We start from the raw sequence: 13726 nt of genomic DNA on the forward strand, positions 1-13726 counted from the left end.
AACCGTTCAACGTTCAAGGTTCAGGGTTCTGTCCTTCAATGTTGAACAAGGTTTCGGAGGATAGAGGTGGGTATTTTCGACCGTTTGAACAACACCCTGAAGAACCCGGCGTTCAAGGAACTGCTCAAGGACCAGCGCCTGAAGGAAGTGGTGACGCGGCGGGAGTTCCGGGTGACGGAGGAGTATTTCCAGCGGGAATTTCTGGATCTTGCCATGGACGAGGAACTGCGGGGACTTTCCCTCCGCTTTTTCGACGGCTACGGGGAGATCGCCGGTGAGGTGAAGAAACGGCTTCTCCCCTTTGCCATTCCGTTCACGGCCCGGTTCACGGTGCAGAAAGTCGCCTTTACCACGTGGGAGAAGCAGGTCTACCTGCAGGTGGAACAGATCAAACCCCTGGATCTGGAGTGGGTGACCGCCCGCCTGGTGGGAAAGATCCCCTTTCTCTCCTGCCGGGACGGGGTCATTGCCTGTGACCTGGCCCGGGTGCCGCGCCTGGCCGAATTTTTCAGCTACAGCCTGAAAGGGATGCGGCTTGCCGACATGCTCACCGTGAAGGAACTCTCTCTCCGCGAAGGTGAACTGGTGGGACGTCTGGGGGTCTGCCTGTGAGCGATTACCGCGATTACCTGGTGCGGATCATCAGCCGGTCCGGCAGCTTCCGGGCCCTGGCCTGCGTTACGACGGAACTGGTCCGGGAGGGGTGCCGCCGTCACGAAACCAGTCCCACGGCGTCGGCAGCCCTGGGACGTGCCTTGACCGGCGGCGTGCTCATGGGGGCGCTCCTCAAGACCGGCCAGCGGGTGGGGCTCAAGTTCGAAGGGAACGGGCCGATCCGGAAGATTCTCGTGGAGGCGGAGAGCAATGGCGCGGTGCGGGGGTATGTGGGAGAGCCTGCCGTCGATCTTCCCCTCCGGAACGGCAAGCTGGACGTGGCGGGAGCTCTGGGGCGGGCCGGCTTTCTCACCGTCACCAGGGACCTGCGGATGAAAGAGCCGTACCATGGCACGGTGCAGCTCTACTCCAGCGAGATCGCCGAGGACCTGGCCTATTACCTTACCGACTCGGAACAGGTGCCGTCGGCGGTCGGACTGGGGGTCTACCTGGGGACGGACGGCAGTGTGGCGGCAGCCGGCGGCTTCCTGATCCAGGCCCTTCCCCCTCAGGATGAGGCGGCCATCGACCGGCTCATGGAGCGGATTGCCGAACTCCCCCCCCTGTCCGAACTCCTGCTCCGGGGGGAGACGCCGGAACTGCTCCTGGAAAGGCTGTTCGAGGGGATACCCTGCGACACCCTGGAGAAGCGGGCGGTGGCCTTTGCCTGCTCCTGCAGCCGGGAAAAGATCGAGCGGGTGCTCATCTCCCTCGGTCGGGAGGAACTGACCTCCCTGCTGGAAACGCAAGGTGAAGCGGAGGTGACCTGCGAATTCTGCCGGGAACGGTATCACTTCGAACGGGCCGAACTGGAGCGGCTTCTCGCCGAGCTGCCATGAATCCGGGGGGGATTGACGCGACAACCGATCATTTTTTCGGGCTCATCCTGGTCATCGTCCTGACTGCCGTCCATGGCCGGATCGGCACCGCCGGTCCCCTCTGGCAGATACTCTATGCCCTTCCCGCCACCCTGCTCCATGAGCTTTCCCACCTGGTCGTCGCCTTCATTACCGGCGGCCGCCCCACCGGCTTCAGCATCATACCGACGCCGCGCTTCATCCCGCTGGCGGACGGTACGGTGCGCCGCGGCTGGGTGCTCGGCTCGGTGACCCTACGCAATGCCGGCATCATTGCCTCCTTCCCGACCGGCCTGGCGCCGCTTCTCCTCATCCCCCTCGCCTGGTTTCTCTATCGCCACTGGTTCACCTGGTTTCCCGCCGACCTGTACCATGCACTGTATCTCTACCTGGCGGTCTATCTCTGCGCGGCCGGCGCGGTCCCCTCGGCCCAGGACCTCCGGGTCGCCTTTTCCAGCCTTTCCGGGGTGGCGCTCTACGGCACGCTGCTGGCCCTTGCCTGGGTGTGGCGGAGCGAACTGGCGGGGCTGTTTGTCTGAAACATAAAAGTAATCGGCAAAGGATTTGAAGCGGCGGCAGTTCCGGGGTAGACTGGAACGAGGAAAACGAAAAGGGGGACAAACATGATACTTCGACAATTCATGGCGGTTATGGTGTTTTCACTGCTGGCGGGAGGCATGATGCCCGGCTTCACGGGAAGCGCCCGGGGAGGAGAACCGGAATGGGCGGAGGTGGATTCCATCCCGGACCATTCCACCTTCACCTATGACAAATCGGCGGTGGCCCGGCCGGCACCGGGGATGGTGGGAGTGCTGACTCGTCTGGTGTACCTGCCGGAGGGGAAGGCGGAGACCCTGGAACTCCTGGGGAATGCCAGGAAGTACGAAGGGCTTGCCGTCTCCTTCTTCAGCTATGACATCGACTGCAAGGGGGTAAAGAGCCGCCTCACCCGGGTGGTGCATCGGGACGGAGAGGGGAAGGCCATCGCCGAATTCGACCTGGCGGGGAAGACCGAATGGGAGGATATCCCCCCCGACTCGCGGCTCGACATGATCCGGGAGGTGGAGTGCAAATGAGAAGGGGAGCAAGGCCATGACCACACGCCGGTCCGACGATTACCGCCTCGTCTACTCCTCGGAGCAGGGGCGCATCTGCCCCGGCTGCGGCCAGCCGGCGGGAAAGTGCGCCTGCCGCACGTCCAAGGCGCCACCGGTGGGTGACGGCATCGTGCGGGTGGGGCGGGAGACCAAGGGGCGGGGGGGAAAATCGGTGATTACCATCAGCGGCCTCCCCCTGGACGAGGAAAAACTGAAAACCCTGGCGGGTGAGCTGAAGCGGCGCTGCGGCACCGGTGGGACCGTCAAGGACGGGGTCATCGAGATCCAGGGGGAGCATCGCGACCTGCTGGTGGGTGAACTGGAGAAGCGCGGCTACCGGGTGAAAAAGGCCGGCGGCTGACAAGCGGAGCGGGAAAACGCCTGCCACAAAGCAGGCGTTTTTTTACGCCCGTGATTGTACAACGCTTTGAGTGTGTTAATCTCATTAGGCGCAACTATGATAAAGGCCCGCAGGCAGTTCCCCTGATGCCGGGACCTGGAACTTCACGCAAGGGAAAACCATGAAGTTATTGATTGCAGAAGATGATACCAGCCTTCGAAATCTTCTGAAACTCTATCTGTCCCGATGGGGCTACGACGTCATTGAAACCCGGGACGGCAACGAGGCGTGGCAGGCGCTGAATTCCGAGGATGCGCCACGGCTTGCCCTCCTGGACTGGCTGATGCCGGGTCTGAACGGTGTGGATATCTGCCAAAGGGTGAGGGCCGAACTGAAAGAACCCTATACCTACATAATTCTCCTCACCGGCCAGCACAAGGAGCAGGATATCATTGCCGGCATGGAATCGGGCGCCGACGATTACATTACCAAGCCGTTCAAGAGCAACGAGCTGCGGGTGCGGCTGCGTGCCGGCAGGCGGATCCTGGAGCTGCAGGACGAACTGCTGATGGCCCGGGAAATACTCCGGGCGAAGGCCTCGCGCGACTCCCTCACCGGGCTCTGGAACCATGCGGAGATCTACCGCATCCTCGTGGACGAACTGGCGCGGGCGCAGCGTGAACGTGCCTGTGTCAGCCTGATCATGGCAGATCTGGACAATTTCAAGATGGTCAACGACACCTACGGCCATCTGGTGGGGGATGCGGTGCTCCGCCAGTCTTCGGAAAGGATGCTCTCCCTCATGCGTTCCTACGATTACGTGGGGCGCTACGGCGGGGAGGAATTCCTGATCGTCATGCAGGGATGCGAGCGGAAGGACGCCGAAGGGCTGGCGGAACGGCTCCGCTATTGTATATGCAGCGAACCGATGGATACCCCGGAGGGGATGATCCCGGTCACCATCAGCCTCGGCCTCGCCATGAGCAGTCCTGACAACCGGCTGGATGCGAACGCGCTGGTGAAGGCCGCCGACAAAGCCCTCTACCGGGCAAAGGAAAAGGGACGCAACCGGGTGGAGATGGACGGCTGAGTTCCGGCGCTACCGGGAAAAGACGAAAAGCTCTCAACGGCCTGCTCACGCAGGCTTTTTTTTGTCTGACGACGCGGCAGGGCTCCCCTTCCCCTTTCCTGCCATATTCCCCTTGACAGCCGGAACGCGGAGGGTTACAAACGTCTCATCTTTCTGAATGCGTCACCGTCCGGGAGCGCGCCATGAACAGCCTTCTTACCTCGTTGAAACCGCCCACGCCGGCAATACGCCGGCCGGGCGGTTTTTTGCGTTATGAAGTGCATCGCAAAAGCTGCAAGGGGGAGCGTCTAGAAAACTAGGGGCAATTCAGGCTCTAACTGCTCAATAACTAGTTATAGGGAAAGAGAAAAATGAAACTACAATACCTCGGAGACTCGAAGGATAGCTTCAAGTGGGACTATCATGACTTTCTCGCCGATACGCTGAAAGTGCCATCTCTTGACGTGCTTTTCATGATGACGCCTGATGACGGTGGAGACGACGGCAATAAGCGATGCTGGATGGCAAGATTCTATGGAATATCGCTACTTGAAGTCTCTCGCTCAGAACGGCAACGACTGGGCCAGGGTGACATTGGAAACAAACATTAAAAATGGCATGGCTGGATATCCCCGCCAAAAATAGATGCGGGATGGAAATCTTGATAGCCAATATGTGTCTCAACCAGGTCCATGGATGCCGCCCTCCCGAAGATGTCGGGCGGGCGGGTCATGGCCCGCACCGTTGCACTAAGGTCTGCCGAAACTTCGACGCACTAAAAACCCTCCTAGGAGGCCTTGATATGCGTACCGTGACATTGGAAGTATCTTCCCGCGAAAAGATCAACCGTAGGTTCCTCCGTGCGTTCGATGAAGAATCGCAAGGGGAATTCATCAGCTTTGAATCGCCCGAACTTCTTTTCAAGGTGATCTCCGGCAAACGGTGGGAACTCATCAAGATAATGACGGGGGCCGGGCCAATGACGATTCGCGAGGCGGCTCGGCGAATGGAGAGGGATGTTAAGGGGGTGCATGGTGATGTGCATGCGCTTCTCAAGGCAGGAATATTTCAGAAAACCGAAGAAGGGCTGATTGTTTTCCCCTTCGACGCCGTCCATGTGGATTTCCTGCTGAAAGCGGCATGATCGTCCAGAAACAACCGGTCGACATCGTTTCACACCTGCCAGTAACAAGAAAGCCCGCTGCATGAGCGGGCTTTTTCGTGTGCGTCTGTCTGTCGGAAGGAAATCTACCCCGTTATCCCGATCACCTCGGCGTAGGTGGTGACCCCTTCCAGCATCTTGTGGATAGCCACCTGGCGCAGGGTGGTGAGCCCTTCGGCCTGGGCCGCCTTCTGCAGGGTCCGCAGGTCCATGTTCTCGGTGATGACCTCCTTGATCCCCTCGGTCACATCGAGCACCTCGAAGATCCCCGTTCGCCCCTTGTAGCCGGTCCCCCGGCACTCGCCGCACCCCTTCCCCTCGTAGACCCGGTACGCCTTCTTTTCCAGCTGCAGGTAGCTGATCTCCTCGTCGGTGAGCATCCGCTCGGTCTTGCAGGTGGGGCAGATGCGCCGCAGCAGGCGCTGGGCGACGATGCCGATGATCGTTGAGGAGATGAGAAAGGACGGGATCCCCAGGTCGAGGAGACGGGTGACGGAGGACGGGGCGTCGTTGGTATGGAGGGTGGAGAGGACCAGGTGGCCGGTGAGGGCTGCCTGGACGGCGCTGTCGGCCGTTTCCTTGTCGCGGATCTCGCCGACCATGATGATGTCCGGGTCCTGGCGCAGGATGGTGCGCAGGATGGTGCCGAAGCTGACGCCGATGGCCGACTGCACCCCCACCTGGTTGAACTCCTCCATGACCATCTCGATGGGGTCCTCGACGGTGACGATGTTGATGTCCGGCGACGACAGCGCCCGGAGGGACGAGTAGAGGGTGGTGGTCTTGCCGCTGCCGGTGGGTCCGGTGACGAGGATGATGCCGTTGGGGCGGCGGATGAAGGAGTTGTAGAGCTGGTATTCCCGGGGGTAGAAGCCGATCTGGTCGAGATCCTGCATCAGGACCTCCGGGTCGAAGATGCGGATGACCACCTTTTCGCCGAAGGCGACCGGCAGGGTGGAGACGCGGAGCTCGACCTCTTTCCCCTTGGAATCGGTCTTGATCCGGCCGTCCTGGGGGCGGCGCTTCTCGGCCAGGTCCATCCGGGAGAGGAGCTTGATGCGGGAGACCATGGGGGGATGGAGCTTGCGGGGGATGGTGTGGATGTTGTGGAGGACGCCGTCCACCCTGAGGCGGATGAGGGAGAATTCCCGCTTCGGCTCGATGTGGATGTCGCTGGCGCGCTGGTCGAAGGCGTAGTGGAGAAGGAACTCCACGGCGCTGACGATGTTGGCGTCGCTCCCCTCCGCCTCCATGTCACCCTTGAGGCGGACGAACTGCTCCATGTTCGCCAGGTCGATCCCCTCGGCGAGTTCGGACTGGGCGGCCAGCACCGATGCGCGGAAGCCGAAGAACTCCCGGACGACCTTGATGATGTCGCTCTTGGAGGCGAGAACCTGGCGGATTTCGATCTTGCGGGCACTCTGCAGGTCGTTGATGACGTCGGTGTTGAACGGGTCGGCAACGGCGACGGTGACTATCCCTTCCGCCTCGGCTATGGGGACGATCAGGTGCTTGATGGCGAAGGGGCGGGGGATATGGGCGGTGACGACGTCCAGGTCGAGCTTGAGGGGGTCGATCTTCACGTAGGGGACCCCGACCGTCTCGGCGATCGCCTCGGTGATGATGTCTTCGGTCAGCATCCTGCCGCTGCCGCTGGGAATCTCCAGGTTGAAGGAGGAGATGACCTCGGCCGGCGAGGGGATGTCGGTCCCCGGGCGGAAGCGGCGGGAGTAGCCCGCCTGCTGGTGGCTCTGCAACCGGGTTGACTGGGCTTCACCCTTGGCGAGGATGAGCTGGTAGTGGGCGGTGGAGATGAGCCCCTTCTTGCCGAGGAGTTGGGCGACATTCTTGATGGTGAGGGTTTTCCTGTGGGACATGGGGGCCTCGTCGTGGGTAGGGCTGAACTGCATGCTGCACAGCGGGAAGAATACCAGAATTGAGAAGTTTAGGAAACCCCTCACCTGTTAACGTGCCGGGGTCGCAAATTATCCGGGAATTGGTATACTTTACGCTACGCACCCCTAGCACGAACGGGACGAGGTGACCATGAAGATCTACGACATTTCCATCCCCCTATCGGCCGATCTCCCCGTCTATCCGGGTGATCCCCCCGTCACGATTGAACCGGTGACCCGCGTCAGCCGGGGGGATACCGCCAATGTCTCCCGCCTCACCATCTCCACCCATTGTGGAACCCACCTCGATGTGATGCGGCACTACAGCGAGCACGGCATGGGCGTCGACCAGGTTCCCCTGGCCCTTCTCGTGGGGAAGGTGCTGGTGGTCGAGCTCTCCGGCGTGCGGGAGATCGGCCGTCGGGAGCTGGCCCGTTTTCCCGTTAAGGGGGAGGACAGGGTACTCCTCAGGACCGACAACTCCCTCCTCTGGGCGCGCCCCGGCTTCCACGAGGAGTATGCCCACCTCACCGCAGAAGGTGCCCGTTTTCTTCTGGATGTGGGGGTCAAGCTGGTCGGCATCGACTATCTCTCCATAGAGCGGTTCGACGGTGACGGGGAGGTGCACCGGCTGCTGCTCGGTAACGGCGTGGTGGTGCTGGAAGGGCTGAACCTGGACGGGGTGGCGGCCGGTCATTACGAACTGATCTGCCTGCCGTTGAAGATCAAAGACGGCGATGGCGCACCGGTCCGGGCGATCCTCCGGAGCAATGAACGGGCATCTCCCTCCACCCTGGAACCCCACACGAGCAGGTGGCCCCTTTCCTGATTTTCCCCTCCGCGCTGCGTCATGGTGGGGGAAACGTGATATACTGAACTTACCAGGGACTTCCTGGAGAAAGGAGTTGTCCTATGGCACGTCTGTCCAACAAATTGGGAGTCGACGAGAAGGGGCAGCGGACACCCCGGAGCACCAGTGTCTATCTCCCCAAGGGAGGCACCGGGGAGGTTGCCCTCTGCCGGAAATGCGGCGCCCTCTACCGGAACAAGCGTTGGTGCATCGACGAGACGGAACTGGTCAAGCTCCGGGGGGAAGCCGACACAGGCAAGGTAGTCTGCCCGGCCTGCCAGCGGATGGAGGACCATAACCCCGCCGGCGTGATCACCCTGAGCGGCGAGTACCTGCTCCGGCACGAGGACGAGATCCTCAACATCATCAAGCACGTGGAGGCCAAGTCCCGGGCCAAGAACCCCCTCGGACGGATCATGGAGATCCAGCAGGAGCGGGACGTGATGACCATCGGCACCACGGAGGACAAGCTGGCCCAGAAGCTGGGGCGGGAGATTTACAAGGCCCACAAGGGGGAACTCCACTACCAGTGGAGCCACGACCAGGAGTTCGTGCGGGTCAGCTGGTCGCGGTGACATAGTCGTTTCGACGCAAAGAAAGGCCTTCCGGGAGGAGGGCCTTTTCTTTTTGAGCTCCCGGGATTGGGGCATCCGCCGCAGCCTCGTCCGTTCTGGTCGGCCCTACGCTGCGGACCCTGACCAATTCAGTCAGAAGGGGATGGGGTGCCGTTTCCAGCATGGCTCGAAATGCAGGATTTCGGCGGGTGTCCGCTTGCCGCTCGGGCTTTCCCTTCGCTTCCGAGCCTGCGACGGATTCCCCGAACATGCCTGAAGAACTTTAACCGTATGCTGCCGCGCCACACCGTTGCCGGAAGGGGCAGTGACTCCCGTCGCACCCCGCCATCAGGGCAAAATCCCTTTCCCCGCTTCTCTCCCGGATGGCGTCCATGAGTCCCAGAAGCTGCGCCTCGAAGACCTCCGGATCGCATGTCACCGGTTCATTCCCCCTGTCCTTGAGGAACAGCAGCCGCGCTTCGAGCCGTCGGCCGGGAAAGGCCCGGCCAAGGGCGACCAGGTAGGTGCTGAGCTGGAAACGGTATCCTTCCAGGTCCGCTCCGTCCCGCGCCATGTATTTGTAGTCGTAGACGGTCACCAGGTCGTTCCCCACCGCAACCAGGTCCATGGCGCCACGGATGTAGTAGTCGGCGGCACCCTTCAGATGGAGGGTGAAGGGGAGCTCACGCAGGAGCCGTGCCGTGGCGAGTTCTTTCCCGAGGGGAGAGGAGGCGAGTGCCAGGACCTGTTCGACCACCTCCTCCGCTTCCGCCTCGCCCGAAGACAGGGAAGCGGCCAGGCGCTGGCACTGGCGGTGCCGGGTGTCCGCATCCGCGCCGAAATCGAGCCGTTCCAGGATGGCATGGGCCAGGTTCCCCTGTTCCAGGGGTGACATCCCTTCCCGTGTTTTCTGCCGCGAAGTACGGCGGGGAGCGAGGAGCCGGGCAAAGAGCCCTTCGTCGAGGCCGAGCACCCCCTTGTAGTAATATTTGCGCGGGCAGTGGGCGAAATCCTCCAGCGCGGTGGGGGAAAAGACCATGGCGGAAGGAAGGGGGGGAACGTAGTGGAGGGCACGGTCCGCCGCCAAGGCGAGAAGCTCCCGCGGCAGGGGCTCCAGCTCCATGATCGCTGGTTCTGGCGGCATGGCGCTCTCCGCCAGCATCTGTTCGACTTCGACGGTTGCCACCTGGCTCCCCTCCGGTCCCGCCCGGAATGCGTCGATCCAGCCGCGCCACTCGCCTCTTCCCTCGCCGGAGAGGATCAGGTAGTCACGGGCCCGGGTGACCGCCACATAGAAGAGCCGTTTCAGTTCGGCCGCCTCTTTGGCCTTGCGGCGGTCGACTATCGCCCGGTAGGCAAGGGTGGGGCACGGGATGCCGCCGGGAAGGGAGAGCTTGAGGCCGAGTCCGAGGTCGGGGTCGTGCTGGACGGCGGCGTGGTTTCCCGGCTGCCCTGCCCCCAGTTCGGGGACGAAGACGAGGGGGAACTCCAGTCCCTTGCTCTGGTGGATGGTCATGAGCCGAACCACGTCCTCTCCCTCGGCGGCGATGGCCGCTTCCGCCTCGGTCGGCTCCCGTTCCACCAGGTCGGTCAGGTGGTTGATGAAGCGACGCAGCGAAATCTCGCCGGGACGGGTGAAGGAGCGGGCCAGTTCGATCAGCTTGCGCAGGTTGGCCACCTTCTGGTCACCCTGGAAGGTAGTGAGGAGGGTGGAGGCGAAGTCGCTGCCGGTGAGGATCTCTTCCAGGAGCTCTGCCAGGGTGAGCCGGTCGCGGAGGGGACGAAGCCGGTTGACGAGCGCTGCCAGGGATGCGAGCCGTTCCTGGTCGGCCGGGGCTATACGGTCTAGAATCGGGGACCGGGGACCGGACCCAGAAAACGGGCCTAAAGGGACCGGGGACGGGCAAAACCAGGTAAGGCAGGTGGCGAGGCCGCCATCAGCGCGGGCGAGCCAGTAGAGGGTTTCATCGGATATCCCGCAGAGGGGGGAGCGGAGGACACCGGCCAAGGCGGTCAGATTCCTCCCGTACTCCAGGAAGGTGAGGAAGTTGAGGATGTCCAGCACCTCCTGGCAGCGGTAGAACCCCCGCCCCTTCACCACGTAGTAGGGGATGCCGGCCCGGCGAAGTTCCCGTTCGAACAGCTTGAGGTTGCTGAAGCGGCGAAACAGGATGGCGATGTCGCCATAACGGGGACGGCGTGGGGTGAAATCCTGCCGGGCGCGGTCTTTATCATAGGCATGGATGTCGGCCGAACCGCTGACAATCTCCCTGATCCGGCGGGCGATGGCGGCCGCTTCCCGGCGCCTTCTGGTGTCGGCGTCCCCCTCGCATGAACCGGCGAGCAGTTCGACGCAGGGGGTGCCGTCCCCGTCCCGCCGGCTCGGTTCCATGATGTCGCCGTCACCGTAGGAGGGGTCGAAGTCGGCGCCGCTTCCTCCCATCACCTGGCCGAAGAGGCTGTTGACGAAACGGATGATCCCTTCCCGGGAGCGGAACGACTCCTGGAAATAGAGGTTCTGGCCGCCGGTTGCCCGTATTTCCCTGCTGGTCTGGAGAAACACCCCCACGTCCGCCCCGCGGAAGAGGTAGATGGACTGTTTCGGGTCTCCCACCACGAAGAGCCGCTGTTCCGGGCCGCAGAGAAGGCCGACCAACTCTTTCTGCAGGGGGTTGGTGTCCTGGAACTCGTCCACCATGAGCACCCGGTATCGCTGCCGGTAGTCGTTCCGGACGGCGCTGTTTCCTGCCAGGAGATCGCGGCATGTTGTCTGGAGATCGTCGAAATCCAGGGCACCGCGCCGCGCCTTGCGCCGGCCGTAGGCGGCGGCGACCTGTCCGGTGAGACCGAGGAGGGCTTCCGCCACCGGGGCACTTCGGATCTGCCAGTACGCCAGCTGCAGCTGCACGAGGCATGCGGACAGCCTGTCCCTGACCGGTTTTTCCTTACCCCAGTTGCCGGCGATACAATCCGCCATGGCCTGGAGCCGTCTGCCGGTCCCGGGGTCGGACAGGTCGAGGGGGCCTGCCCCATGCAACGTCGGCAGCGGGGCGAGGGAGCGGTGGAAGGTAAGTTCCTTCATGCCGAGAATCCGCCTGACCTCGCCCGCCAGGTCGGCCAGTTCCCGGCAGTCGGATGCGAACAGCGCCTCTGCCTCTGCCTGCCATTTCGCCCCCTGCCAGTCGGCGGCCGCGAGAGTCGCTTCCCGGCGGAGCAGGTCCCGCACGTACTCGCGGAGTCCCTTGCCGTGGCCGTGGCCGGAGAGGGGAAAGTTCCCGAGCAGGAGCCGGATGGCAGGGGTGCGGGCGGCCAGTTCGGCCTCGATCACTTCGTCCAGGGCAGCTTCCAGCTCTGCCCCCGCCTCAAGTTCGTCCATGAGGGAAAAGGCGGGATCCACCCCCGCTTCGGCCGGATTCTCACGCAGAATGCGGGCGCAGAAGGAGTGGAAGGTGCTGATGCCGGCCGCCGCCAGCTCCCGCTGCCGATCTTTCCAGAGCCGCTCCCCCGTCAGCTTCAGGCGCTCCCCGACTCCCTCCCGGACCCGCTCCCTCATCTCCGCCGCCGCTTTGTCGGTGAAGGTGATGGCGACGATCCGGTCGACGGCGAGCGGTTCCCCCAGGGAGGTCTCGCCGGCGAGCAGGCGGAGGTAGAGCTCCACCAGGGCGGCTGTCTTTCCCGAGCCGGCGCCGGCAGAAACCGCGATGTCGGTGTCGAAACGGAAGAGCTGCTGTTTGGCGTCGGACCAGTGCATCGTCATGGGGTTGCGTTCTCCGCCGGCGGGGTCAGGAGGGGGGCAAGGTCGATCCCGTGTCCGGCGCAGAAATCGGCAAAGGCCGCGTCAACCGGCGCCGTGGCTGCGACGGTGCGGCCGTCGCGGGCGATGAAGGACATGGAACGGCAATGGAGCATCATGCGCGGCGCGGGAAGGCCGCCGTAGGGGAGATCGCCGACGATGGGGAGGCCGCAATGGGTCAGGTGGACCCGGATCTGGTGGGTCCGGCCGGTGATGGGGCGCGCTTCCAGGAGGGTGGCGCCCCGCCCGGCGGCCAGGACCCGGAATTCCGTGCTCGAATCCTTTCCCGGCAGGGCGACCCCGTAACGGAACTTGCTGATCTTGGCGACGGGGGCGTCGACCCGCCAGGCATCCTGGTCGGGGAGGTCGGCCACCAGCGCCCAGTAGACCTTGGTGACGAGCCCCCCCTTGAGCTGCCAGGAAATGTGGGTGGCGGCCGGCTTGTGCTTCGGGAAGAACATGACCCCGGAGGTCCCCCGGTCGAGGCGGTGGATCACCCGGGCCGGCTCGGCGCTCCCCTCCCCCTTGAGGTACATGGTCACGGCGTGTTCCACCGTTCCCTTGAGCTGGTAGGGGGTGCGCTGGCAGTTGAGCCCGGCCGCCTTGTTGACCGCCAGGTACTCGCCATCGTCCGTGAGGAGTTCGTCCCGCCGGTAGGTGAGTTCCACGTAGCGTTCCGGTTCCATGACGCCGAGGATGATCTCCTCACCCCCCTTGAGTGTCCTAGAGGCGACCCGCACCATGGTCTGGGCGACGGTGCATCCTCCCCAGTCGATGATCTTCCTGATCTGCCCCTTGGAGAGCTGGGGGAAGAGGGCCTTGGCAGCGTCATCCAGGCGCATTCCCGCCTGTTCGGCCGTTACGGTGGCGGTCAGGATCATTCTCCCCTCCCGGCTGCACGGAACAGGGCGGCAATGGTCTTGCCGTCGCTGATCCGGCCGTCACGTGCCATCTCTAACGCTTCGGAAAGGGGGATCCTGACCGTTTCGATATCCTCGTAGGCCTCCGGTGCCGCTTCTCCCTGGGTGAGGTCCCGGCCGAGGAAAAGATGGATCACCTCGTCGAACACCCCGGGCGAGGAGTGGAGTATCCCCAGCGGTTCCAGGGTGCCGGCGGTGAGCCCCGTTTCCTCCATGAGCTCGCGCCTGCCGCAAACTGCCGGTTCCTCTTCCGGAGCGAGCCTCCCGGCGGGGACCTCCAGGAGCTTCCCCCTGGCGGCGGGGCGCAACTGCCGGATCAGGGTGACGCTGCCGTCGGCGTGAAGCGGCAGCACGCCGACCCCACCCGGGTGGCGGACGATCTGGTAGGTGTGCCACCCCTTGTGGCCTATGTTCACCTCCATCTGTTCCAGGTTTACCACCAGCCCCCGGAACAGGATGGCGCGGTTGCGGGTCTCCATGACGACAGTCTCTCCTTTCGGACTACAAAAAATAAAGATATCACCGGGGGGCGGGG

At 63.3% G+C, this 13726-nt stretch carries 13 protein-coding genes; 9 read left to right on the forward strand and 4 right to left on the reverse strand.

The annotated features are described in order from the left end of the window. Window positions 1-66: 66 nt before the first annotated feature. From KI810_RS03760 to KI810_RS17660, 7 genes are all read left to right on the forward strand, one after another. Window positions 67-612, forward strand: a complete 546-nt coding sequence (locus KI810_RS03760) for a hypothetical protein (RefSeq protein WP_214174120.1) — start codon at window positions 67-69, stop codon at window positions 610-612. Further along, window positions 603-1493: an Hsp33 family molecular chaperone HslO gene (gene hslO, locus KI810_RS03765; RefSeq protein WP_214174720.1), complete on the forward strand. Its 891-nt coding sequence runs from the start codon at window positions 603-605 to the stop codon at window positions 1491-1493. The genes KI810_RS03760 and hslO overlap by 10 nt, the downstream gene beginning before the upstream one ends. Beyond that, complete coding sequence (locus KI810_RS03770; protein WP_214174121.1) at window positions 1490-2050, forward strand: hypothetical protein; 561 nt, start codon at window positions 1490-1492, stop codon at window positions 2048-2050. The genes hslO and KI810_RS03770 overlap by 4 nt, the downstream gene beginning before the upstream one ends. An 84-nt stretch (window positions 2051-2134) precedes the next feature. Then, entirely contained in the window at window positions 2135-2587 is a 453-nt protein-coding gene (locus KI810_RS03775; protein WP_214174122.1) for a hypothetical protein, read from the forward strand. A gap of 16 nt (window positions 2588-2603) precedes the next feature. Further along, window positions 2604-2969 carry a translation initiation factor Sui1 gene (locus KI810_RS03780; RefSeq protein WP_214174123.1) on the forward strand — a complete coding sequence of 122 codons (366 nt, stop codon included), beginning with the start codon at window positions 2604-2606 and terminating at the stop codon, window positions 2967-2969. A gap of 160 nt (window positions 2970-3129) precedes the next feature. Next, window positions 3130-4038, forward strand: coding sequence for a GGDEF domain-containing response regulator (locus KI810_RS03785; RefSeq protein ID WP_214174124.1), 909 nt, complete (start codon window positions 3130-3132; stop codon window positions 4036-4038). Window positions 4039-4630: 592 nt separating this feature from the next. Further along, window positions 4631-5161, forward strand: coding sequence for an HVO_A0114 family putative DNA-binding protein (locus KI810_RS17660; RefSeq protein WP_246525137.1), 531 nt, complete (start codon window positions 4631-4633; stop codon window positions 5159-5161). Between the two features lie 104 nt (window positions 5162-5265). On the opposite strand, the gene KI810_RS03795 is transcribed toward KI810_RS17660, so the two are convergent. After that, window positions 5266-7056 carry a GspE/PulE family protein gene (locus tag KI810_RS03795; RefSeq protein ID WP_214174125.1) on the reverse strand — a complete coding sequence of 597 codons (1791 nt, stop codon included), beginning with the start codon at window positions 7054-7056 and terminating at the stop codon, window positions 5266-5268. A 169-nt stretch (window positions 7057-7225) separates the two neighbouring features. On the opposite strand from KI810_RS03795, the gene KI810_RS03800 reads away from it, so the two are divergent. Together KI810_RS03800 and KI810_RS03805 are read left to right on the forward strand one after the other, a co-directional pair. Next, window positions 7226-7903, forward strand: a complete 678-nt coding sequence (locus KI810_RS03800) for a cyclase family protein (protein ID WP_214174126.1) — start codon at window positions 7226-7228, stop codon at window positions 7901-7903. Window positions 7904-7986: 83 nt separating this feature from the next. Next, the gene (locus KI810_RS03805; RefSeq protein WP_214174127.1) at window positions 7987-8499 is read left to right on the forward strand and encodes a BCAM0308 family protein; all 513 of its coding nucleotides are present in this window, start codon (window positions 7987-7989) and stop codon (window positions 8497-8499) included. A gap of 262 nt (window positions 8500-8761) precedes the next feature. Here the strand turns inward: KI810_RS03805 and KI810_RS03810 are convergent, their stop codons facing one another. The 3 genes from KI810_RS03810 to KI810_RS03820 are packed head-to-tail and all read right to left on the reverse strand — an operon-like array spanning window position 8762 to window position 13670. Next, the gene (locus tag KI810_RS03810; protein WP_214174128.1) at window positions 8762-12235 is read right to left on the reverse strand and encodes a UvrD-helicase domain-containing protein; all 3474 of its coding nucleotides are present in this window, start codon (window positions 12233-12235) and stop codon (window positions 8762-8764) included. Beyond that, the gene (locus KI810_RS03815; RefSeq protein ID WP_214174129.1) at window positions 12232-13152 is read right to left on the reverse strand and encodes an RluA family pseudouridine synthase; all 921 of its coding nucleotides are present in this window, start codon (window positions 13150-13152) and stop codon (window positions 12232-12234) included. The genes KI810_RS03810 and KI810_RS03815 overlap by 4 nt, the downstream gene beginning before the upstream one ends. Further along, a complete protein-coding gene (locus KI810_RS03820; RefSeq protein WP_214174130.1) occupies window positions 13149-13670 on the reverse strand; it encodes an NUDIX hydrolase in 522 nt (173 codons plus the stop codon). The genes KI810_RS03815 and KI810_RS03820 overlap by 4 nt, the downstream gene beginning before the upstream one ends. Window positions 13671-13726: the final 56 nt, after the last annotated feature.

Origin of the sequence: Geomobilimonas luticola, assembly GCF_018476905.1 — a bacterium.
In the GTDB taxonomy this organism is placed as follows: domain Bacteria; phylum Desulfobacterota; class Desulfuromonadia; order Geobacterales; family Geobacteraceae; genus Geomobilimonas; species Geomobilimonas luticola.